This window comes from Citricoccus sp. CH26A (assembly GCF_000224415.1).
Classification (GTDB): domain Bacteria; phylum Actinomycetota; class Actinomycetes; order Actinomycetales; family Micrococcaceae; genus Citricoccus.
The window spans coordinates 71,107-91,743 of sequence record NZ_AFXQ01000010.1 but is presented as its reverse complement, the minus strand read 5'-3'; the positions used below and the strand labels follow the sequence as shown (position 1 = coordinate 91,743).

General features: G+C 73.4%; 16 protein-coding genes. 8 read left to right on the top strand and 8 right to left on the bottom strand.

Going from position 1 to position 20,637, the window contains the following annotated elements; genetic code table 11:
* Positions 1-15 precede the first annotated feature (15 nt).
* Positions 16-885, bottom strand: coding sequence for a hypothetical protein (locus CITRI_RS0108100; protein WP_141566024.1), 870 nt, complete (start codon positions 883-885; stop codon positions 16-18).
* Between the two features lie 157 nt (positions 886-1,042).
* A complete protein-coding gene (locus tag CITRI_RS0108090) occupies positions 1,043-1,672 on the bottom strand; it encodes a GNAT family N-acetyltransferase (protein ID WP_010144221.1) in 630 nt (209 codons plus the stop codon).
* 66 nt (positions 1,673-1,738) lie between these two features.
* Here CITRI_RS0108090 and CITRI_RS16930 point away from each other — a divergent pair, with 66 nt between their 5' ends.
* From CITRI_RS16930 to CITRI_RS18415, 3 genes are all read left to right on the top strand, one after another.
* Positions 1,739-2,461, top strand: coding sequence for a 5-formyltetrahydrofolate cyclo-ligase (locus CITRI_RS16930; protein WP_157998916.1), 723 nt, complete (start codon positions 1,739-1,741; stop codon positions 2,459-2,461).
* A gap of 95 nt (positions 2,462-2,556) precedes the next feature.
* Positions 2,557-2,934, top strand: a complete 378-nt coding sequence (locus CITRI_RS0108080) for an FmdB family zinc ribbon protein (protein WP_010144219.1) — start codon at positions 2,557-2,559, stop codon at positions 2,932-2,934.
* Between the two features lie 96 nt (positions 2,935-3,030).
* Entirely contained in the window at positions 3,031-3,900 is an 870-nt protein-coding gene (locus tag CITRI_RS18415) for a hypothetical protein (protein ID WP_010144218.1), read from the top strand.
* Positions 3,901-4,174: 274 nt separating this feature from the next.
* Here CITRI_RS18415 and CITRI_RS0108070 read toward each other — a convergent pair whose 3' ends face one another.
* Both CITRI_RS0108070 and guaA read right to left on the bottom strand, forming a co-directional pair.
* On the bottom strand, positions 4,175-8,317 hold the full coding sequence (locus CITRI_RS0108070) for a DUF4011 domain-containing protein (RefSeq protein ID WP_010144216.1): 4,143 nt from the start codon (positions 8,315-8,317) through the stop codon (positions 4,175-4,177).
* Between the two features lie 154 nt (positions 8,318-8,471).
* Complete coding sequence (guaA, locus tag CITRI_RS0108065) at positions 8,472-10,082, bottom strand: glutamine-hydrolyzing GMP synthase (RefSeq protein ID WP_010144215.1); 1,611 nt, start codon at positions 10,080-10,082, stop codon at positions 8,472-8,474.
* Between the two features lie 48 nt (positions 10,083-10,130).
* Here guaA and CITRI_RS20190 point away from each other — a divergent pair, with 48 nt between their 5' ends.
* From CITRI_RS20190 to CITRI_RS0108040, 5 genes are all read left to right on the top strand, one after another.
* Entirely contained in the window at positions 10,131-11,084 is a 954-nt protein-coding gene (locus CITRI_RS20190) for an MFS transporter (RefSeq protein WP_010144214.1), read from the top strand.
* Entirely contained in the window at positions 11,039-11,530 is a 492-nt protein-coding gene (locus CITRI_RS20185) for an MFS transporter (protein ID WP_010144213.1), read from the top strand. The genes CITRI_RS20190 and CITRI_RS20185 overlap by 46 nt, the downstream gene beginning before the upstream one ends.
* Positions 11,531-11,960: 430 nt before the next feature.
* The gene (locus tag CITRI_RS0108050; protein WP_040386130.1) at positions 11,961-13,133 is read left to right on the top strand and encodes a M24 family metallopeptidase; all 1,173 of its coding nucleotides are present in this window, start codon (positions 11,961-11,963) and stop codon (positions 13,131-13,133) included.
* 10 nt (positions 13,134-13,143) lie between these two features.
* Positions 13,144-14,352, top strand: coding sequence for a M20 family metallopeptidase (locus tag CITRI_RS0108045; protein WP_040386128.1), 1,209 nt, complete (start codon positions 13,144-13,146; stop codon positions 14,350-14,352).
* A 98-nt stretch (positions 14,353-14,450) separates the two neighbouring features.
* Complete coding sequence (locus CITRI_RS0108040; protein ID WP_010144209.1) at positions 14,451-15,881, top strand: MFS transporter; 1,431 nt, start codon at positions 14,451-14,453, stop codon at positions 15,879-15,881.
* 130 nt (positions 15,882-16,011) lie between these two features.
* Here CITRI_RS0108040 and CITRI_RS0108035 read toward each other — a convergent pair whose 3' ends face one another.
* From CITRI_RS0108035 to CITRI_RS0108020, 4 genes are read right to left on the bottom strand one after another with little or no spacing between them, the layout of a single operon-like run.
* Entirely contained in the window at positions 16,012-16,560 is a 549-nt protein-coding gene (locus CITRI_RS0108035) for a DUF3817 domain-containing protein (RefSeq protein WP_010144208.1), read from the bottom strand.
* Positions 16,557-17,543 carry an SURF1 family protein gene (locus CITRI_RS0108030; RefSeq protein WP_010144207.1) on the bottom strand — a complete coding sequence of 329 codons (987 nt, stop codon included), beginning with the start codon at positions 17,541-17,543 and terminating at the stop codon, positions 16,557-16,559. The genes CITRI_RS0108035 and CITRI_RS0108030 overlap by 4 nt, the downstream gene beginning before the upstream one ends.
* A gap of 9 nt (positions 17,544-17,552) precedes the next feature.
* Positions 17,553-19,481, bottom strand: coding sequence for a glycerol-3-phosphate dehydrogenase/oxidase (locus tag CITRI_RS16920; RefSeq protein ID WP_010144206.1), 1,929 nt, complete (start codon positions 19,479-19,481; stop codon positions 17,553-17,555).
* Positions 19,482-19,499: 18 nt separating this feature from the next.
* Complete coding sequence (locus CITRI_RS0108020) at positions 19,500-20,636, bottom strand: GuaB3 family IMP dehydrogenase-related protein (protein WP_010144205.1); 1,137 nt, start codon at positions 20,634-20,636, stop codon at positions 19,500-19,502.
* Position 20,637 lies beyond the last annotated feature (1 nt).

Genomic DNA, 20,637 nt, shown 5'->3' with positions numbered 1-20,637 from the left:
GCCCGTCCCCCGTCGTCAGACGGCCCGGCGGCGTTCCAGGACCTTGTCCAGGTCCAGGGGACGGTTGGCGGTGGCCTGGACCTTGGCGAGGTACTCGTCGGACACACCGGCCTTGAGCTTGGTCCCCGGCTGGTGGGCCGGGACCTCCGGGCGGGCCAGGGGTGCCGGCAGCGGACGGTGCGCCTCGGCGGCGTCCAGGTAGGTCGGGCGCGGGACGGACGGCCGCGGTGCGTCGTCGGCGCGGGTGCCCGGTGTCGTGTCCGGGGCCGGGGCCGGATCGGCGTCCTGGCGCGGGCCGGCGGCCGGCGGGGCCACGACGTCGGCCTCCTCCGGCTGGTCCGTGGGCGTGCCGGAGGCGGCGTCGAACACGGTGGCGGAACCGTGACCGGTGGGCCCGGCGGCGGGCCGGGCCGGACTCATCGCCTCGGTGAACGCCTGCTCGATCCGCTCGTCACGCCGCCGCTTGCGGTCCCGCAGCGCCAGCGCCCGCAACGAGGCGACGCCGGCCACGGCCAGCAGGGCGGAGAGGGCGGCGGCCGCACCGGTCCCGGCACCGAGGGCGGCGGCCAGGCCGGTCACCACGGCGGTCACGAGGGCCAGCGCTGCCACGAGGGCGATGATCGTGCGGTCCCACCTGATCCGGAACCCGGGTCCGGACGTCACGCGGGAACGGCCTGCGACCCCGGGCGTGGACTGGGAGTTGCGCGACATGGACTTCCTCCGGTGGCTTCTGGACGGGGGCTGGCGGGTTGCCCTCCGGTGGATGGCGATCAACCACGCCGCCACCAGTACGCACAGCACCAGTGAGGCGTGCAGGCGGATGTCCGGAAGGTAGCCCAAGGCGAGGCTGAGCGACTCCTCGAGAATACCCGTGCCTGCGTCCACTCCGCCAAGGCTACCGGCAGGGAACTACCGACGTGTGATTCAACACGGTGTGTTGCGCGGACCTGCGCGTTCTCCGTACACCGGACCCGGGCGCGCCGGCCCTTTCCACCCGGCGCGCCGGCGTCGGGGGCTCGTGCCGACGGCCCGCCGGGCGCCCTCAGCCGGCGGGGCTCCCGTGTTCCAGGCGGGAGAGCAGCCCCCCGGGCACCTCGGGGGCGGTCAGCGCGAAGGAATCGTGGTCGCGCCACTCACCGTCGATGTGGAGGAAGTCCTTGCGCAGTCCCTCGTGGCGGAAGCCGAGCTTCTCCACCACCCGGCGGCTGGCCGCGTTCTCGGGACGGATGTTGATCTCCATCCGGTGCAGGCCCAGGGACGAGAAGCAGTGGTCCACGGCCAGCGCCACGGCGGTGGGAACGATCCCCCGCCCGGCCCACGCCTGGTCGATCCAGTAGCCGATCGAGGCGGACTGCGCCGAGCCGCGCACGATCGAGGACACGCTCAGCTGGCCGGCGATGACCGGGTCCCCGGCGACCGTGGTGCGCAGGCAGATCAGCCACGGCAGTCCCGTGCCGTCCCGGCCGCTGCGGTTGAGGACCCGGACCATCTCGAAGAAGCTCCTCAGCCCCGTCTCCGGCGCCGGGTTCGTCGCGTCCCACGGCTGCAGCCAGTCACGGTTGCGGGACCTCAGGGCCATCCACTCCTCCTGGTCCCAGCGCCGGAAGGGGCGCAGCACCAGGTCCCCGTGCTCCAGGGTCACGGGCCACGAGTGGTTCTGGGCGGGAGCCATGGCTCGATCCTATGGCCCGGCGGGGGCCACGGTCCCGAGGTGTCCCGACGAGGCACAATGGGAGGCGTGTCCCCCCATGAAACCGCCCCCCAGAACCAGCCCGAGGCCCAGTACTCCGCCAAGCTGACCGGCGACCGCGGATCCACGCCCGAGGAGACGCTGCAGTGGCGCAAACAGGACGTCCGCACGCTGTGGCGGGCGCGGCGCCGCGAGCTGGGCGAGGACGAGAGGGCCGAGCAGTCGCGTGCCCTCACCCGCCACGTGCTCGACTGGTACCTGCCGCGCGCACGCCACCGGCGCGCCGCCGTCGTGATGTCCTACGGGACCGAGCCGGACACCGGGCCGCTGCGCCAGGCCTTGCACGAGGCCGGGGTCGAGGTGCTGGTGCCCATCACCGAGCCGGAGCGCCAGCTGTCCTGGGCTCGCTGGTTCCCGGGCGTGGAGCTGGCCCGCAGCCCCGTGGCCCCCATCGACGAGCCGGTCGGCGAACGGTACGGGCTCGAGACGATGCGCACCGTGGACCTCGTCCTGGTGCCCGCCCAAGTGGTGGACCTGCGCGGCATCCGGATGGGCCAGGGCGGCGGGTACTACGACCGGTTCCTGGCCGGGGTGCGCCGGCAGCGCCAGGACGGCGAGAACGGCCCGGTCACCCTCGCGTCCGTGTTCCGGCACGAGCTGATGAGCCGCGGGTTCATCCCCGCCGGGGAGTTCGACGTGCCGGTGGACGGGGCGGTCACCGCCGACGGCGTCACGTGGTTCGGCGACGAGGAGACGTCCCCGGGGGTGTAGCATTGGCACTCGAAACGTGCGAGTGCCAAGCCCGCCCGGCGGACGGAACGGTCTGTCCCTGCCCGGCCCACGGCTGGCCGGAAGGAGTGTCCCCGGTGCCCACCTACGCCTACGCCTGCAAGGACTGCGGTCACGCGTTCGACATCGTCCAGTCGTTCAGCGACGATTCGCTCACGGTCTGCCCCGAATGTGAGGGCACGCTGCGCAAGAAGTTCAACTCCGTGGGCGTCGTGTTCAAGGGGTCCGGTTTCTACCGCACCGACTCCCGCTCGGACGGATCCGGTTCCAAGGGCAGCGGTGCCTCCACGGCGGCGTCCTCGAACGGTTCCGGCAGCTCCGAGGGCTCCTCGGCGTCCTCCTCCGGTTCCACGGACTCGGGCAGCACGGCCCCGGCCGAGAAGTCGTCCGGCTCCGCCGCCCCGGCGTCCTCCGGTTCCACGCCGGCCAAGACCCCGGCGCCCGCCTCCGTCTGAGCCGGTACTCCACCGCTGACCGGCGCACGGCGCGCCGTCCCCGCTCCCACGCCACCCCCGCGGCGGAGGCCCTCCGCGACCTGATGTGATCGCGGCATGCCCACCGGAGTCCCGTGCACACCCGCCCCGTCACCGCGCCGACGCCCTGCCTCGCCCGGCCCCGCCGCCGTCTCCCGAGGACGGCCCTCCCAGGAACGGACCCGCTCCCTGCACCGCAGGGAGCGGTCCGCCCTGCGCCGTGAGCGGGCGCTGATCCGCCGGCGCCTCGCCGCTCCCCCACCGGCCCACCTGGCGGGATCGTCCGCCGAGCCCGACGACGGTGACCCGCCGGTTGACGGCGGCGCGGACGGCGGTGCCGGCCGCGCACCGGGGCGACGGCGGACGCGCCTGCGCCTGGCGGTGGCCGCCCTCCCCCTGGCCGTGGCCGGAGCGCTGTTCGTGGCCACCGGTCCCGGCGTGGACCCCGCCTCGGTCCCCACCGCGGGCCCGGCAGCGGAGGACCCGATCGCGGCAGAGGACTCCGGGACGGCGGGCTCGGGGGCGCAGGACGCCCCGCTGATGCCGGTCCTCTCACCCGGGGCCGGAGGCGCCGCGGTGCCGTCGGACGTGGCGGAGGCCGCGGAGACGGCTGCCGTCGCAGACGCGGTCCCGGACGATGCCGCCGCGGCCCCACCGGTGCCCGCGGCGCCCGCCGGCCACCGGCCCGTGGCCGTCCGCATCGCCGACCCGGCCGCCCTGTCGCTCGTGAGCACGGGTGATCCCGTGGACGTCATCGGCATGGACGGCAGTGTCCTGGCCGAGCGCCTCGAGGTGTTGCAGGAGCGGTCCTCCGGTGCCGGCTCCGGCCCGGTGCTGGTGCTGGCCGTCCCGGACGGCGCGGGCGCGGCGCTGGCGGCAGCGGCCCTGTCCCGGGAGCTGACCGTCCTGCTGTCCGGCGAGATTTCCGCCCAGGAACCCGGGCCCTGATCCCGCCTTGGGGTCCTAGCCCCAGTGGGGAGGCTTCTGCTCCAGGATCCAGCGGTCGCGCTCGGACAGACGCGGAGCCGGTGCAGGCGTCGGCGTGGAGCCCTGCTCGGATGGCCTGCCCGGCGACGACCGATCCCCGAGCTGGGGACCGTCCAGCTGCGGCTCGGGTCCGTCGGCGCTGGCCGGCCCGGTGCCCGGGGCATCGACCCGACGATGTCCGGCCCGGCCCCCGCGGCGCCGGGGTGTGGAGCCCGCGGCGCCGGCGGGCGAGGGGTCAGCGGGAGTCAACGTCGTGGGCCGCCGGATCGAAGACCGAGGAACCGGCACCCGAGACACCCTCAGGGGCAGGATCCCCGGCCGCGGGATCCCCCTCGGAACCCCCGGAGACCACGGTGAGGTGAACGACGTTGTCCATCTCGGGGGCGGAGTCCCCGGCGTCCACGCCGTCGGCCTCGGCGTCCGGGGCCTCGGTGTCGGTCCCGGCCTTGGGGCCGGCGGGAACGTCCGTGCTCGCCCCGTCCGCCGACGGCGTGGAGTCCGCCTCCTGGCCGTCCGGGCCGTCCACCGGCGCGCTCTTCGGCGCGCTCACCGGCGCGTCCTCGGGCACGGCGGCGGGGATCGCCCGCGCCACCGCGCGCGGCTGGAGGCCGTCCTCGGCGAGGACGTCACCGGGACCGTCCCCGGCCGCCGGCAGGCCCAGGATGGACGCCACGGCCTCCGCGCACCCGGCGGGGTCGGCGAACACGTCGATGGTCCACAGCGGGTAGTACTGCCAGCCGCTGCGCTCGAGCTGCTGGGGCCGCTGACGGGACCGCTCCCGCACGCTCATCCGGCGGTAGGACTCCGAGCCGTCGGAGACCAGCGCCACCGGGGCGGTCCGCTCGGCCGCGGCCTGGCCGTCCCAGGACGGAGTGCCCAGCGGGTTCCACACGGCCAGGTCGATGCTGCCGCCGAACTGCGGCACCACGGTCCCGTGCCGCTGCTGCAGGCGGTCCGCGAGGTCGGCCACCAGGGGGTCAGCCGGCCGCGGGTGCGAGACGTGGCCGCCGTCCTTCAGGTAGGCGGCGAGCAGCCCGTAGAAGTCGGCGGCACCGTTGCCCAGGCGCGTCGGGTCCAGGTCGTCGGGGTGGACGCAGGTGAGCACGTGCAGGTGCTCCCGGGCGCGGGTCATCGCCGTCGCGTACAGTTCCCGTCCCCCGGCCTCGGAGAACGGGCCGAAGTGGTGCACGACGCGGCCGTGCGGGGTCCGGCCGTAACCCAGCGTGAAGACGATGTGGTCCCTGACCACGCCGTGGGCCCGGGCCATCGGCGCCACCACGAAGGGCTCCTCGGCGCGGGTGAAGAACGGTGCCGCCCAGGGGTTGTTGGGCAGGTTGAGCCGGATGGCCTCGGCGACCCGCCGGGCATGCAGGGGGCTGGCGGTGACCACGGCCAGGGACGACTCCGGCCGCTTGCGGATGTGCTCGAAGACCAGGTCCATGGTCCTGTTCACCTCGGCCACGGTGGACTCCACGCCCTCGTCCCCGGCACCGGGCATGCCCGTGCCACCGGGCAGGAACTCCACCCGCACGGGGTGGTCCGAACCGGTCAGTTCGGCCGCACCGGGCAGCATGTCCAGCTGGCCGTCGTACAGCTGGTCCCCGATCAGGCGGGTGAGCCGGCGCTCCAGGCCCCGGTGCATGATCCGCAGCTGCACGCTGGGCAGCACCCGGATCAGGGCGGAGAAGGCGGAGTCGACCTCGCGCGGAGAGTGCACCGTGGCCGTCGGGTCCACCGAGACGTTGAACGGCTTGGGCGACCCGGAGGTCCCGTCCCCGAACGCGACCACCTGACGCCCGCGGCTGATCGCGCCCAGGGCGGTGCTCAGGGCCAGCGACTCGGCGTCGAGCAGCAGGACGGTGTCGAACCCCAGGTCCGCGGGGAACTCGGCCAGCGCCAGCGGCGAGGTCGTCCAGACGGGCACGAGGGACTGCAGCAGTCCGGGCTCCAGGGCGGCCAGGGTCTCCGGGTCGGGGTTGCCGTCCTTGAGCAGGCCACGCAGCACCCGGGCCGAGGCGCGATGGTAGGAACTGGCCTTCCTCCACTGCTGGGACAGCGTCCAGTTCAGCCGCTGGCTGCCGGTCTCCAGGTGGGTCGCGTCCGCCAGCCGGTACTCCGACTCGATGCGGCGCAGGGAGGCGGCGTCCGTCATGGCGAGGTAGTCGTCCCCGGAGATCATCGCCTCCAGGGCGGACTGCCACCAGGCGAGCTCCAGTTCGGATCGCAGTTGCTGCACGGGGACCTCGCGCTGCTGCAGGTCCGCCATGAGCTCCTGCAGCCCGTGCTCGCGCAGCTGGTCGCCGACCAGGGTGCGCTCGGGCAGGGTCTTCAGGGTCTCCTGGTCCGCCACCAACCGGTCCAGCACGGTGCTGAGCTCATCCACGTGCAGCTGGTCGAGCCGGTCCGCGTCCCGGCGCGGCTCCGCGAGCATACGCTGCAGGCGACCGAGCTCCCCGGCCACCTCCTGGCCCTTGGCCGACAGCGTCTCGAGCCCGGACGGGACCGAGGGGTGCCGCTTGGAGACGGCCCACTGGGCCCACTCCGCGCGCTGGGCCTGCACCTGGACGAGGGACTCGTGCAGGTCCGCCACGTGCATGCCCGGACGGATGTACTCCTTGGCCACGCGGCGCAGGCGGGAACGGGTCATGGAGGACATCTCCACGCCGTGCTGCTTGCGCCACTGGCCCGAGGCGGTGGCCGAGATCAGGTCCGTGACGGGACGGTCGAAGATGTCCGGGGTGAACTGGTCCAGGGAGGTGCGCACGGCCGACATCACCTGGATCTGACGCACCCACTCCGCGAGCGTGGACCCGGGCCGTAGCTGGGCCTGCTCGGTCGCCTTCTCGAGCTGCTCCCGCAGCACCGGCAGGGCGGCGGCGAGATCCTCGGCCAGGCCGTACGCCTCCTCGGTCTCCTGGACGTTGCGCAACCGGGCCCCGTACCAGGGGCTCTCCGTGGAGGCGCGGGAGAACGCCCCGAGCTCCCCCGCACGGATGAGCTTGGCCGCGGTCTCCTCGCGGTTGACGGTCGCGTCCAGCACCGAGCGCTTGAGCCGCACCGTGGTGGACGGCGCCGGGTCCATCGCGGTCAGCGCCGCCAGCGACTGCATGGCCTGGAACGGCGAGCAGCCCCAGCGGTCGCGCGTGTTGTGCAGGCTGCGCAGGTGGTCGCGCAGCTGGTGCCGGCGCTCCACGAGGGTGGCGTGCAACCGGTTGGTGGCGGGCTCCTGGGCGCGCTCCACCCGCAGCAGGGCGCGGATCAGCTGGCGGCGCAGGGACTCGGGCGTGGCCCCGGCCGGCAGGTCCAGCGCCAGGCTGTCCAGGTCCACCGAGCCGAGCCGGCGGCGGAAGTCGTCCAGGGTGGCGGTCCGCTCGGCCACCACGAGCACCCGCTTGCCCGCCGCGGCCAGTTGCGCCACGGCGTTGGCCGCGGTCTGCGTCTGCCCGGTCCCGGGAGGGGTGACGACCACGAGGTCGTGGCCGGCGGCGATGTGGTCCAGGGCCTCCTGCTGCGAGGGGTCGGCGTCCAGCACCAGCGTCTCGTCCCGCGGGTCACGCTCGTCCAGCGGCGCCAGCCCCGTGTCCGTCAGCTCACCGCGGCGCGGCACCATGCCGGACCCGGCGTCGTACAGGGCCGCGACCACGGGGTGGGTGGAGTCCACCACGTCCACGGAGGCGGTGTCCGCGAGGTCGGCGAAGGTGGAGACCAACAAACGGTTCTCCACGACCAGCCCGCGCAACCGGCGGGCCTCCGAGCGCAACAGCTCCAGGGCCGGCATCGGCTCCAGCTTGGCGGTGGCGTAGGCGGCCCGCAGGTAGTCGTCGGCGTCCAGGGCGATCCCGAAGGTGTCCCGGAAGTACCGCGCCAGCGCCGGGTTGAGCCGGGCGCGTTCAGTGATCTGGACCTCGTAGTCGTCCTGCTCGCTGCGCAGGGTCAGGGTCAGCCGTGCCAGCAGCACCGGAGCCGACATCTGCGTGGAGCGGCCCTCCTCGATGGTCCGCCAGGTCGCCACGCCGGTGGCGAGGTAGCCGACGTCGACGCCGCGGTCCTCGGCCAGCTCCTGGATCTTGCCGCGCAGCTGCCGGGCCGCGCCGCGGGCGGCCACGAACTGCTCCTGGTCCCGCAGCAGGGTGGACAGCCGCGTCTTGCGCCCGGACAGGAACTGGGACAGGCCCGAGGGGTGGGAATGGGTGATGTCGATGCTGTTCGCCGAGGACGGGGCGAACCGCAGCATGGTGTCGTTCTCGGTGCCCGAGCCCAGGGAGGCCAGCCAGGCCGGGAAGGTGGGACGGTCCTCGGAACCGGGGGCGCCGCCGTCGGGGGTCTCCGCGTCCGGCCGTGGTGCCGCAGGGCTCTGGGTTCGGTCCTGCTCAGTCACAGTTGTCCTTCCTGCCGCCGGCCGCGCTCCCGCAGCCCACGACGACGGCGGGCGGCAGGGCGCCGGGGGTCACCGATGCTTGCTTCCACGGTACCCAACGGCACCGACGATTCCGTCGAGGACGGCGGTGTGCCCCACCGCCGTCCTCGACGGCTCACTCCCACTCGATGGTTCCCGGGGGCTTGCTGGTCACGTCCAGGACCACCCGGTTGACCCCGTCCACCTCGTTGGTGATCCGGTTCGAGATCCGCGAGAGCAGGTCGTGGGGCAGCTGGGCCCAGTCCGCGGTCATGGCGTCCTCGGAGGTGACGGGCCGCAGCACCACGGGGTGGCCGTAGGTGCGACCGTCGCCCTGGACGCCCACCGAGCGCACGTCCGCCAGCAGCACCACAGGGCACTGCCAGATGTGGCGGTCCAGCCCGGCGGCGGTCAGCTCGGCGCGCACGATCGCGTCTGCCTTGCGCAGCAGGTCCAGGCGTTCCTTCGTCACCTCGCCGATGATGCGGATGCCCAGGCCGGGGCCGGGGAACGGCTGGCGCCAGACGATCTCGTCCGGCAGGCCCAGTTCGTGGCCGACCGCGCGCACCTCGTCCTTGAACAGGGCACGCAGCGGCTCGACGAGTTCGAACTCGATGTCCTCCGGCAGCCCGCCCACGTTGTGGTGGCTCTTGATGTTGGCGGTGCCCTCTCCCCCGCCGGACTCGACCACGTCCGGGTACAGGGTGCCCTGGACCAGGAACCGCACGTCCTTGGCGTCCGGATCGTGGCGGGACTCCTCGATGATGTCCGCCTGGGCCCGCTCGAAGGTGCGGATGAACTTCTCGCCGATGATCTTGCGCTTGGTCTCCGGGTCTGTGACGCCGGCCAGGGCCTCGAGGAACACGTCCTCGGCGTCCACCATGACCAGCCGGGCACCGCCGCTGGCCCGGCCGAAGGCCTTCTCGATCTCCTCGGACTCGTCCTGGCGCATCAGGCCGTGGTTGACGTAGACGCAGGTGAGCTGGTCCCCGACGGCCCGCTGCACGAGGGCGGCGGCCACGGCGGAGTCGACGCCGCCGGACAGGCCGCAGATGGCGCGGTAGTCACCGATCTGCTCGCGGATCAGCTCGACCTGCTCCTCGATCACGTTCGAGGTGGTCCAGGACTGCTCCAGTCCGGCGCCGCGGCGCAGGAAGTTCTCCAGGACGTCCTGGCCGCGCTCGGTGTGGCCGACCTCCGGGTGCCACTGCACCCCGTAGATCTTCTTCTCCGGGCTCTCGAACGCGGCCACCGGGGCACCGGGGGTGCGCGCGGTCACGGCGAATCCGGGAGGGGCCTCGGAGACGGCGTCGGCGTGGCTCATCCACACCACCTGGTCCACGTCCTGGCCCTCGAGCAGCTCGGAGGTGGGGCTGATGGCCTCGAGCCGGGTGGAGCCGTACTCGCGGGTCTCGGTGTGGGCGACCTTCCCGCCGAGCGCCTGGGCGATCGCCTGGAAGCCGTAGCACAGGCCGAGCACGGGCACGCCGGCCTCGAGCAGCTCGGGGTCGAGCCGGGGAGCGCCCTCGGCGTACACGGACGAGGGCCCGCCGGAGAGGATGAGGGCGGCAGGCTTGCGCGCGAGGATCTCCTCGGTGGCCAGGGTGTGCGGGACGACCTCGGAGTACACGTTGGCCTCGCGGACCCGGCGGGCGATCAGCTGGGCGTACTGGGCACCGTTGTCGACCACGAGGACGGTCGGGAAGTCGGCGGCGATCTGCGGGTTGTCAGCCTGGGTGGAAGTCACCCGTCAAGGATAGTCCAGCGCGGGACCACCCCCATCTATCGTGGTGCCGTGAACGAGAACGCCGGGACCGACGTCGTGCCCCTGAACCCGCGGGCCCGCCAGGCCCAGCGCCACACCGTGGCCGTGCTGGGCACCGCGCAGGTGTTCTCCGGCCTGGGCAACGGGGCCACGCTGTCCCTGGGATCGATCCTCGCCGTGGACCTGTCCGGGGCAGAGGCCACCGCCGGGCTGGTCAACACGGGGATGACGCTAGGGTCCGCGGTGGTGTCCATCCCGCTGGCCCAGCTCGCGCTCTCCCGCGGCCGACGGGTGGCCCTCGGCGCGGGACTGGCCGCGGGCCTGGTCGGCCAGGCCCTCATGGTCACGGCTGTGCTCGTCCGGGCACTCCCGGTCCTGCTGCTCGGCGCGTTCCTGGTGGGTTTCGGGGCGGCCGTGAACCTGCAGGCCCGGTTCGCCGTGACCGACCTGGCCGAGCCCCGGCACCGCGGGCGCGACCTGTCGCTCGTGGTGTGGGCGGTGACCGTGGGAGCCGTCCTCGGCCCGAACATGGTGGGCCCCGGCGCGGTGCTGTCCGGGTGGCTGGGGATCCCCGCCCATGCCGGGCCGTTCCTCATCTCCGGCGCCGGCATGCTGGTCGGCTGGCTGATCATCCTGCTGGGGCTGCGCCCGGATCCGCTGCTGCTGCGCCGCGAGCTGGAGGGCGTCCCCGCGGGTCCGGACGGGGACGCGCCCCGACGCCCGGTGGGGCCAGGAACCGGGACGGGAGGCGTGGAGACCGTCGTGGAGCCGGTACCGGCGGTGGCGCGCACGGCTCCGGGAAACCGCTGGACCGCCGGCTGGCACGCCATCCGCCGCCATCCCTCCGCGCTGGCCGCGCTGGTCTCGGTCATCGCGGCGCATGCGGTGATGGTGGGGCTGATGTCGATGACGCCCCTGCACCTGCAGCACCAGGCGGGGTGGCCAGCAGCGAGCTGGGCCAGCACCCGGACACCGTGGTGCTGATCGGCTTCACCATCTCCCTGCACGTGGCCGGGATGTACGCCCTGTCCCCGCTGATGGGCGTGCTGGCGGACCGGTCCGGCCCGGCGCGGATCGTGTCCGCCGGACTCACCACCCTGCTGGCCGCCACCGCCTTCACCGGGTTCCTGCCCGGTGAGCACTGGGCCGTGGTGACGGGGCTCGTGCTCCTGGGGCTCGGCTGGTCCGCGACGACGGTGGCCGGCTCCACCCTGCTGGTGGCGGCCCTGGCCCCGCAGGAGCGGGTACCGGCCCAGGGCTTCTCGGACGCGGCGATGTCCCTGGCGGCCGCGGTCGGCTCCGTGCTGGCCGGGCTCGTGATGGGCTGGATCGACTACGCGGGACTCTCGGCGCTGCTCGGTGCCGTGGTGCTGGCGTCCCTGGCCGTCGTCGCCGCCCTGGTCCGCCGCCAGCCGGCACCGGCCGCCTGAGGGCTCCGGTCGCCTGAGTATCCGCCGCCAGCCCGCACCGGCCGCCTGAGGCCCGGCGGTCGTTGGAGGCCCCGCGGCCTGGCGGGACGAGGCCCGGCTCCCGGAGGGCGGGCCAATCCGAGTGGTGACCGAGTGTGCCGCGGCGGCCTCCGGGGCCGAACGACCGAGCACGACGGTGGCCCGCGGGCCCTCCGGGGCCGCCGCGGCGTCCCCGGCCCGCCGAGGACGGGTGGTGGTCGAGTAGCCGTCCCTGCAGACAAACGGCCCGCCGGGTCCTAGAAAGTATGTCGTGCTCAACACTCGTCTGCACCGCGTCCTGTCCCCGGACGCCGGTGCCACCGCCCCGCCCGTCTCCCCGCCCGTCTCGCTGCCGTCCCTGGCCGTGCCGCCCGTGATCGCGCCGCCCGCAGACCCCGACGTCCGCGTGCCGATGTTCTCCGCCGCCGAGTACGGCCAGCGGTTGGCGTCGGTGCGCGAGCGGATGGACCGCCAGGGCCTCAGCGCCCTGGTGGTGACCGATCCCGCGAACATCTTCTACCTGAGCGGTTACGACGCCTGGTCCTTCTACACCCCGCAGATGCTCTTCGTCCCCGCGCAGGGCGAGATGCTGCTGTTCCTGCGGGAGATGGACGCCCAGGGCGCCTTCCGCACCTCCTGGCTGCCGGAGGACCAGATCATCGGCTACCCGGAGCAGTACGTCCACCAGCCCCACGTCCACCCCTTCGACTGGGTGTCCGTCGCCCTGCGCCGGCGGGGACTGGTCGCGCCGGCCGCGACCGGCTGCATCGGCCTGGAGATGGATGCCCACTTCTTCGCACCGAAGGCCTACCGCGCCCTGGTCAACGCGCTGCCGGAGTGGACCCTCGTGGACAGCTTCGAACTGGTCAACTGGGTACGGGCGGTCAAGTCCGACACCGAGATCCAGTACATGCGCACCGCGGCGCGCGTCACGACCGCCGCCATGCGGGCGGCCATCGACGCGATCGAGCCCGGCGCCGCCCAGCACCTCGTGGCGTCCCGGATCGCCGCCGCCCAGGCCGAGGGCGACGGTGAGGCCTGGGGTGACTTCCCGGCCATCGTCCCCATGCTGCCCACCGGCCGGTCCGCGGACACCCCCCACCTGACCTGGTCGGACCGCGTCCTGGGCGAGGGGGACGCCGTCGTGGTGGAACTGGCCGGAGCGCACCGGCGCTATCACGTGCCCCTGGCGCGCACGGTGATGCTCGGTACGCCCCCGAGCGAACTGCTCCTGCTGGAGGAGGCGGTCGCGGCTGGTCTCCAGGCCGTGCTCGACGTCACCGCTGCGGGCGTCCCGGTGCGGGAGATGTCCCGCGCCTGGAACCTGACGCTGGCCCAGTACGGGCTGGAGAAGCCGAGCCGGCTGGGGTACTCCATCGGTATCGGCTATCCCCCGGACTGGGGCGAGCGCACCGTGAGCATCCGCTCCGAGGACGAGAACGTGCTGGCCGAGAACATGACGTTCCACCTGATCTGCGGGATGTGGATGACCGGCTACGGCTACGAGGTGTCCGAGTCGATCCGCATCACGGGCACGGGAGTGGAGACCTTCACCTCCTTCCCCCGGAACCTGGTCAGGAAGTGATCCCGTGACCATGGACCAACTGGCCTGTACGCCGCAGGAGCGCGCGGTCCTGGACCTTCTCGACCTCGACGGGCTGGTGGACCTGACGCGTGCCCTGATCGACGCCGGCGGGGAGAACCCCGGAGGCACCGAGCAGGAGACGGCCCGCGTGCTGGCGGTCGCCGGGCTCGCCCGCGGACTCGAGGTCCGCACGGACGACGCGGCCCCGCAGCGACCGAATGTGGACGTCGAGCTGGCCCCCGGCGGGGCCGTGGGCGAGGGACCCGGACTGTTGTTCCTGGGCCATTCCGACGTGGTGCCGGCAGGACCCGGGTGGTCCCGCGAGCCCTTCCGGTCCGTCGTGGACGGCGGCCGGGTCTTCGGCCGGGGAGCCACCGACATGAAGGGCGGCCTGGCGGCCGTGGTGGTGGCCATGGACGCCCTGCGCCGCGCCGGGGTGCCGTTGACGGGCCCGGTGCGCCTGGCCTGCACCGTGGACGAGGAGGACCTGGGCCTGGGCATCCGCCACCTCACCACGCGTGGCCTCGGCCGGACCTTCGCCGGGTGCGTCGTGGCCGAGCCCACCGACCTGCAGACCGTCATCGCGTGCCGCGGGGACGCCTACCTCGAGGTGACCGTCACCGGCGTGCCCGCCCACTCCGGCCGCCCCGAGGACGGCCGCAACGCCATCGACGCCGCGTCCCGCCTGCTCGCCCTGGTCCGCGAGGACCATGAGGCCCACGCCCGCACGCCCGACCCGTTGCTGGGCTCGGCCACCTGGAACATCGGCCGGATCGACGGCGGCCGGGCCACCTCGATGGTCGCCGCGCAGTGCCACCTCTGGCTCGACCGACGGCTGATGCCCGGTGAGGACCCCGACGCGATCCTGTCCGGGCTGCTCGCCGCCGCCGACCGGGCCGGCATCACCGGCGACGGGATCTCCCTGAACGGCACCGTCACGATGTCCATGCCGGGGTTCCGCACTCCCCGGGAGCACCCGCTCGTGGAGGCGGTGCACGGCGCGGTCCGGACCGTGGGCGGCCCCGACTCCATCGGCGGGTGGTCCGCGGCCTGCGACGGCGGCTTCGTGGCCCAGGACCTCGGCGTTCCCACCGTGGTCATGGGTCCCGGCGGGCTAAACGACCAGGCACACCAGGTCGACGAGTCCGTGGCCGTCGACGAACTGGAGCGCGCGGCGCGTGCCTACGCGCTGACCGCCCTGCGCATGCTCTCCCCCTGACAGCGCCTCGCACGGACCGTCGCCGACTCCCGTATACCCCCCTCATCACCCGCACCGGGGCGCCCTCCAGGGCGCCGCCTCTTCCCCTGAAGGCTGTCATGACACACCTCGACCAGACACAGCACGCCCCCGGCCGCCCGGAGGGCGGTGCGGACCCGTCACCGCGCGAGGCCGAACCCGCGGCTCCGGACGCCAGGACGGTCCACCGCGCCGTCGCGGCCTCGGCGCTCGGCAACGCCACCGAATGGTTCGACTACGGTGTGTATGCCGTCTCGGTCGTCTACCTGACGCAGAACTTCTTCCCCGGGGAGGCCGGCACGCTGCTCGCCCTGAGCACGTTCGCCCTGTCCTTCCTCGTCCGGCCGCTGGGCGGGCTGTTCTGGGGGCCGCTCGGTGACCGGCTCGGCCGGAAGAGGATCCTGGCGCTGACGATCATCCTGATGGCCGGGGCGACCTTCTGCATCGGCCTGCTGCCCACCTACGCGACCATCGGCCTGGCCGCGCCGGTCCTGCTGGTCGTGCTGCGCATGATCCAGGGCTTCTCCACCGGCGGCGAGTACGGCGGGGCGGCGACGTTCATGGCCGAGTACTCCCCGGACCGGAAGCGGGGCTTCTTCGGCAGCTTCCTGGAGTTCGGCACCCTCGGGGGCTTCGCGCTGGGTTCGCTGGTGGTCCTGCTGTCCGGCATGGCCATCGGCGAGGAGGCCATGGCGGACTGGGGCTGGCGGATCCCGTTCCTGCTCGCCGGGCCGATGGGCCTGATCGGCCTGTACCTGCGCTCCAAGCTGGCGGACTCGCCGGTCTTCCTGGAGCTCGAGGAGGCGGGCCAGGCCGAGTCCTCCGCCGGGACGGCCCTCAAGGACCTGGTCAGCCGGTACTGGCGCCCCATGCTCACGATGGCCGGTCTGGTCGTGGCCCTCAACGTGGTGCACTACACGCTGCTGAGCTACATGCCGACCTATCTGGAGGGCCAGACCGGCATGGACGCCCAGACGGTGCTGACCATCATGTTCGTGGCGCAGTTCGCCATGATGCTGGTCGTCCCCTTCGCCGGGGCCCTCTCCGACCGCGTCGGCCGGAAGCCGATGTGGTACGGCTCGCTGATCGGCCTGTTCGTCCTGGCCATTCCGATGTACACGCTTATGGCCAACGGCTTCTGGTGGGCGCTGTTGGGCTTCGCCGTGCTGGGCCTGCTCTTCATCCCCCAGCTGGCCACCATCTCGGCCACGTTCCCGGCCATGTTCCCCACCCAGGTGCGCTTCGCCGGTTTCGCCATCACCTACAACGTCGCCACCGCCGTCTTCGGGGGCACCGCCCCGATCGCGAATGAGGCCCTCATCGCCACCACCGGCAACCCGCTGGTCCCGGCGTACTACATGATGGGCGCCTGCGTCATAGGGCTCATCGCCGTGCGGTTCATGCGTGAGACGGCCGGGGTCTCCCTGCGCGGTACGGAGATCCCCGGGTCCGGCGCGGCCACCGCCCCGGTCCCCGCCCCCGTCCCCGCCCCCGCGAGGGCCCTCGGATAGTCCCGTCTGACCGGCCCGGGCCCCCGGGCCGGCGCCCTGCAAGCACGACGCCCGGCGGGGAGCTCCCCGCCGGGCGTCGTGCATGTGCTGGCTCGGGCCCGATGTGGGCCCGGGGCGCAGCGGTGTCAGGTCAGTACCGTCGGACGGCCTCGGGATGCGCGGCGAGCTCCTCGAGGGTCTCCCGGTGCACGCGCCGCTCCACGATGAAGGACAGGAACGGCACCACGCCGCCACCGGCGATCAGCAGCAGCCGCATCCCGTGCCAGCGCATGAGCGACCACAGCCGGAACGCGGCCACGAGGTAGACCACGTACAGCCAGCCGTGGGCGATCAGCACGGCGATCGAGATGTTGAACCCGCCGGTGACGGAGTCCTCGGGCTGGAACGAGAGCGAGTTGGGGCTGCCGTCGATCGTGGTGCCGCCGGCGTAGAGCTCCGTGCCGAAGCCGTACTTGAAGATCATCTCGACCACGAGCAGCAGCAGCATGATGCCCGTGATCCACGCGCAGACCTTGTACATGGTCAGGGAGGAACGGATCTGCTGGTGCGTGCCGGCGAAGCGGCGGGGGGCCTCCCGGCCCGGCCGCGGCGGCGGCGCCGGCAGGTCCGCCTCGGTGATGTCCTCGGGGTCGGGCAGGGTGTTCGGGTCCACCGGGGGCTTCTGGTCCGGTCTGGTCACGGCTTCTCCTGGGATTGCGGGGATGGCGGGGATTGCGTCGGGGAGGCTGAGACCCCGTGGAAGCGCTCGTACTCCTGGGTGGCCCGGCGCTTGGCCTCGCGGGCCTCGGCACGGCGGCGCTCGAGCTCGCGGGCGCGCCATTCCTCGGCCCACCGGCGGTCGAGTGCCTCCTCCTCGCGTTCGCGGTTCACGTCGTCGCGGAGGAAGCGCCACCATAGGTACAGCGCGAAACCGGCGAACACCACCCACTCGATGGCATAGAAGATGTTCATCCAGTTGTAGGTGGTCTCCTGCGGCTGCGGCCCCACGGTCACGGGTTCCAGCTCGCCGCCGGCCGCCCTCGCGCCGACCTCCCGGCCGTCGGCGTCCGCACCGGCAGCAGGGTCGGCAGCAGGATCCGCGGGATCGTCACCGGTGCCGCCGGCGAGCACGTCGGAGGCCACCACGAACCCGGCGTAGGAAGGCATGTCCCACAGGTTGATCAGCTCGGCCGAGGACAGGTTGGCCAGCACGTAGCCGTGCTCGGTCCGTTCCATCCCCTGCGGCTGCGGCCCCTCGGCGGGCAGCAGGCGTCCCTTGACGGACAGCTGCCCCTCGGGAGCGGGGTCCGTCCGGGCGGGGTCCTCGGTCCAGCCGCGCACCACGGGGATGACCTCGTCGGCCGGGGCGCCGTCCACGGCGAAGGCGGTCACGGCCCAGTAGCCCTCACGCTCGCCCAGCAGCCGCGGGTGCACGAACACGTCCGTGCCGGGGATGAACCGGCCGGTCATGGCCACCACCTGGTCGGCCTCGGTGCCGAACATGGCGGCACCGGGCTGGAAGTGTGCGGTCAGGGGCACGGGCGTCTCGGTCTGCGTCAGCGGCGGCGGCGCGGAGGCGGCGTTGTCCATCTGCCACTTGCCGAGGAGCACGAAGACTCCGGACACCACGAGGGCCAGGATCAGTCCGGCGATCCAGATGGGTCTCAGGGCGGTCTTCAGCACCCGTCAAGACTACGCGGTTTCTCTACCCTCCGTAGAACTCGAGGTGCTCGGCAGCCCGCCCCGGCCCGGGTCGCGCACCGAGCCGCGGGCCGCCTCGACCAGCAGCGCGTGGGCCGCCTCGTCCGTGGCCGCGTCCTGCGTGGCCAGCTGGGCCCGGACCCAGTGCCGGTAGCGGTCGGCCTCGGCGGTGGCCCGCTCCGCGTCCCAGCCGAGCAGCGGGGCCGCCAGCGTGGCGACCGGGCCGGCGGCGGCGGCACCGCCGTCGTCCACCTCGAACACCGCCCGGATCCGCCGGGCCAGCACGTCCTGGACCGAGCGCGCGCCCTCGTGCGTGACCGCGTGCACCACCTCGGCGACGAGGTGGCCGGGCAGTCCCGGCAGCTCGGCGGCCAGTTCCGGGTCCGCCACGGCCAGCGCGATCACCTCCGGCGCCCCCGAACCGTAGCGGTGCAGCAACGACTCCACCATGGCGGGCTGCAGCCCGGAGTCCGTGGCCAGCAGCGTCCGCCGGTTCCACGTGGGCACCCAGCCCTGGGCCCCCAGCAGCGGCAGGCCGGCGGTGCAGGACTCGGGGACGCCCTGCCCCGAGCCGGTGACGTCCTGTCCGGTCAGCGGCCCGGTGCCCGGTGCCCCGGGGGTGGCGACGGCGGTGTCCACGGCGTCGGCGGCCATAGTGCGGTAGGTGGTGAGCTTGCCGCCGGCCACCACGGTCAGCCCGGGCAGCGGGGTGGCCACCACGTGTTCGCGGGAGATCTTCGTGGTCGCCGTCCCGGGCTCCTCGGCCGGGGGCTCCCCGATCGGTTCGGCCTCCCCGGCCGGCGTCACCAGGGGCCGTAGTCCGGCGAAGACCCCGACGACGTCGGCCCGGCTCAGCGGCTCGGCCAGCACCGCGTTGGCCGTGTCCAGCAGGTAGTCGATGTCCTGGCTCGTGGCCGCCGGCTGGTCCGGGCCCAGGTCCCAGGGCGTGTCCGTGGTGCCGATGATCCAGTGCCGGTCCCAGGGGATGACGAACAGCACCGATCTCTCCGTGCGCAGGATCAGCCCGGAGGTGGAGGTGAACCGGTCCCTGGGCACCACCAGGTGGATGCCCTTGGCGGCGGTGACCCGCGGCATGCCCTCGGTGAGGCGGTGCTCGGTGCCGTCCGGACCGCGCACGGGGATCTGCCCGGTCCAGACGCCGGTGGCGGTGATGACGCGGCGGGCGTGGACGGTGTGGCGCTCGCCCGTCTCCCGGTCCAGGACCTCGACCCCGGTGACACCGCGGATGCCGGGGAGGCCACCGGCCGAGGGCCCGGTGCCGGTTCCGGCGCTGGTGCCGAGGTAGGCCGTCACCTGGACGCGGGAGGCGCAGTGGGCGCCGTGCGTGGCGGCGGTGCGCACCAGCTCGATCACCAGCCTGGCGTCGTCCACCTGGGCGTCGTAGTAGCGGATCGCCCCCGCGTGGCTCTCGGGCCGCAGCCCGGGCGCGATCCGGGACACGGCCGCGCGGCCCAGGTGCCGGTGGACCGGCAGGTGCCCGGTCCGCCCGGCGGCCATGCAGTCGTAGAGCGCGAGGCCGGCCCCCACGTAGGGCCGTTCCCAGGCCTTGGCCAGCGGGTAGAGGAAGGGCACGGGCCGGACCAGGTGCGGGGCGATGTCCTCGACCAGCCGGCCCCGCTCGCGCAGGGCCTCGTGGACGAGGGGGAAGTCCAGCATCTCGAGGTAGCGCAGCCCGCCGTGCACCAGCTTCGAGGAGCGTGAGGAGGTGCCCCAGGCGTAGTCGGTGGCCTCGACCAGTCCGGTGGACAGGCCGCGGGTGGCCGCGTCCACCGCGGTGCCGGCGCCGACCACTCCCCCGCCGATGACGAGCACGTCCAGCGGGTGCTCGGGAGTGGTGGCCGCCAGGACGGAGAGCGCCCGCGACCGGGACTTCGGCCCCAGGGCCCCTGCCGGCTCCATCGTCCTCGGCATGGTGGCTCAGATCTCGCGGGTCGGGGCCACGAGGACCTCGACCTTCTGGAACTCCTTGACGTCCGAGTAGCCGGAGGTGGCCATGGCGCGCTTCAGGGCACCCATCAGGTTGGAGGTGCCGTTGGTGTGGTGGCTCGGGCCCCAGAGCACCTCCTGCAGGGTGCCGACGGTGCCGACCTCGGTGCGGTCCCCGCGGGGCATGTCCGCATGGGCGGCCTCCCCGCCCCAGTGCCAGCCGCGGCCGGGGGCCTCGGTGGCGCGGGCCAGGGCTGCGCCGAGCATCACGGCGTCGGCACCCATGGCCAGGGCCTTGACGATGTCCCCGGAGGTGCCCACGCCGCCGTCGGCGATCACGTGCACGTAGCGGCCGCCGGACTCGTCCATGTAGTCCCGCCGCGCCTCGGCGATGTCCGAGATCGCGGTGGCCATCGGCACCCGGATGCCCATGGCCCGCCGGGTGGTGGAGGAGGCCCCGCCGCCGAAGCCGACGAGCACGCCGGCGGCACCGGTGCGCATCAGGTGCAGGGCGGGGGTGTACCCGGCCGCGCCGCCCACGATCACGGGGACGTCGAGCTCGTAGATGAACTTCTTCAGGTCCAGCGGCTCGCGGTTCTGGGACACGTGCTCGGCGGACACCGTGGTGCCGCGGATGACGAACATGTCCACGCCGGCGGCCAGCACGGTCTCGTAGTACTCCTGGGTGTGCTGGGGGGTCAGGGACCCGGCCACCACCACGCCGGCCTCACGGATCTGGGCCAGCCGCTCGGTGATGAGCTCGGGCTGGATGGGCTGGGAGTAGATCTCCTGCAGGCGCCGGGTGTTGGAGGGCGAGTAGTTGGTCGGCTCGAACGCGGAGATCTCCTCGATCACCGCGGTGGGGTCCTCGTACCGGGTCCACAGTCCCTCGAGGTTCAGCACGCCCATGCCGCCGAGCTTGCCCAGGGCGATCGCGGTGTCCGGGCTCATCACGGAGTCCATGGGGGCGCCGATGACCGGCATCTCGAAGGTGAACGCGTCGATCTGCCACCCGATGGAGACGTCCTCGGGGTCCCTGGTGCGCCGCGTGGGCACCACCGCGATGTCATCCAGTGCGAATGCCTGACGTCCCCGCTTGCCGCGGCCGATCTCGATCTGCTGAGTCACG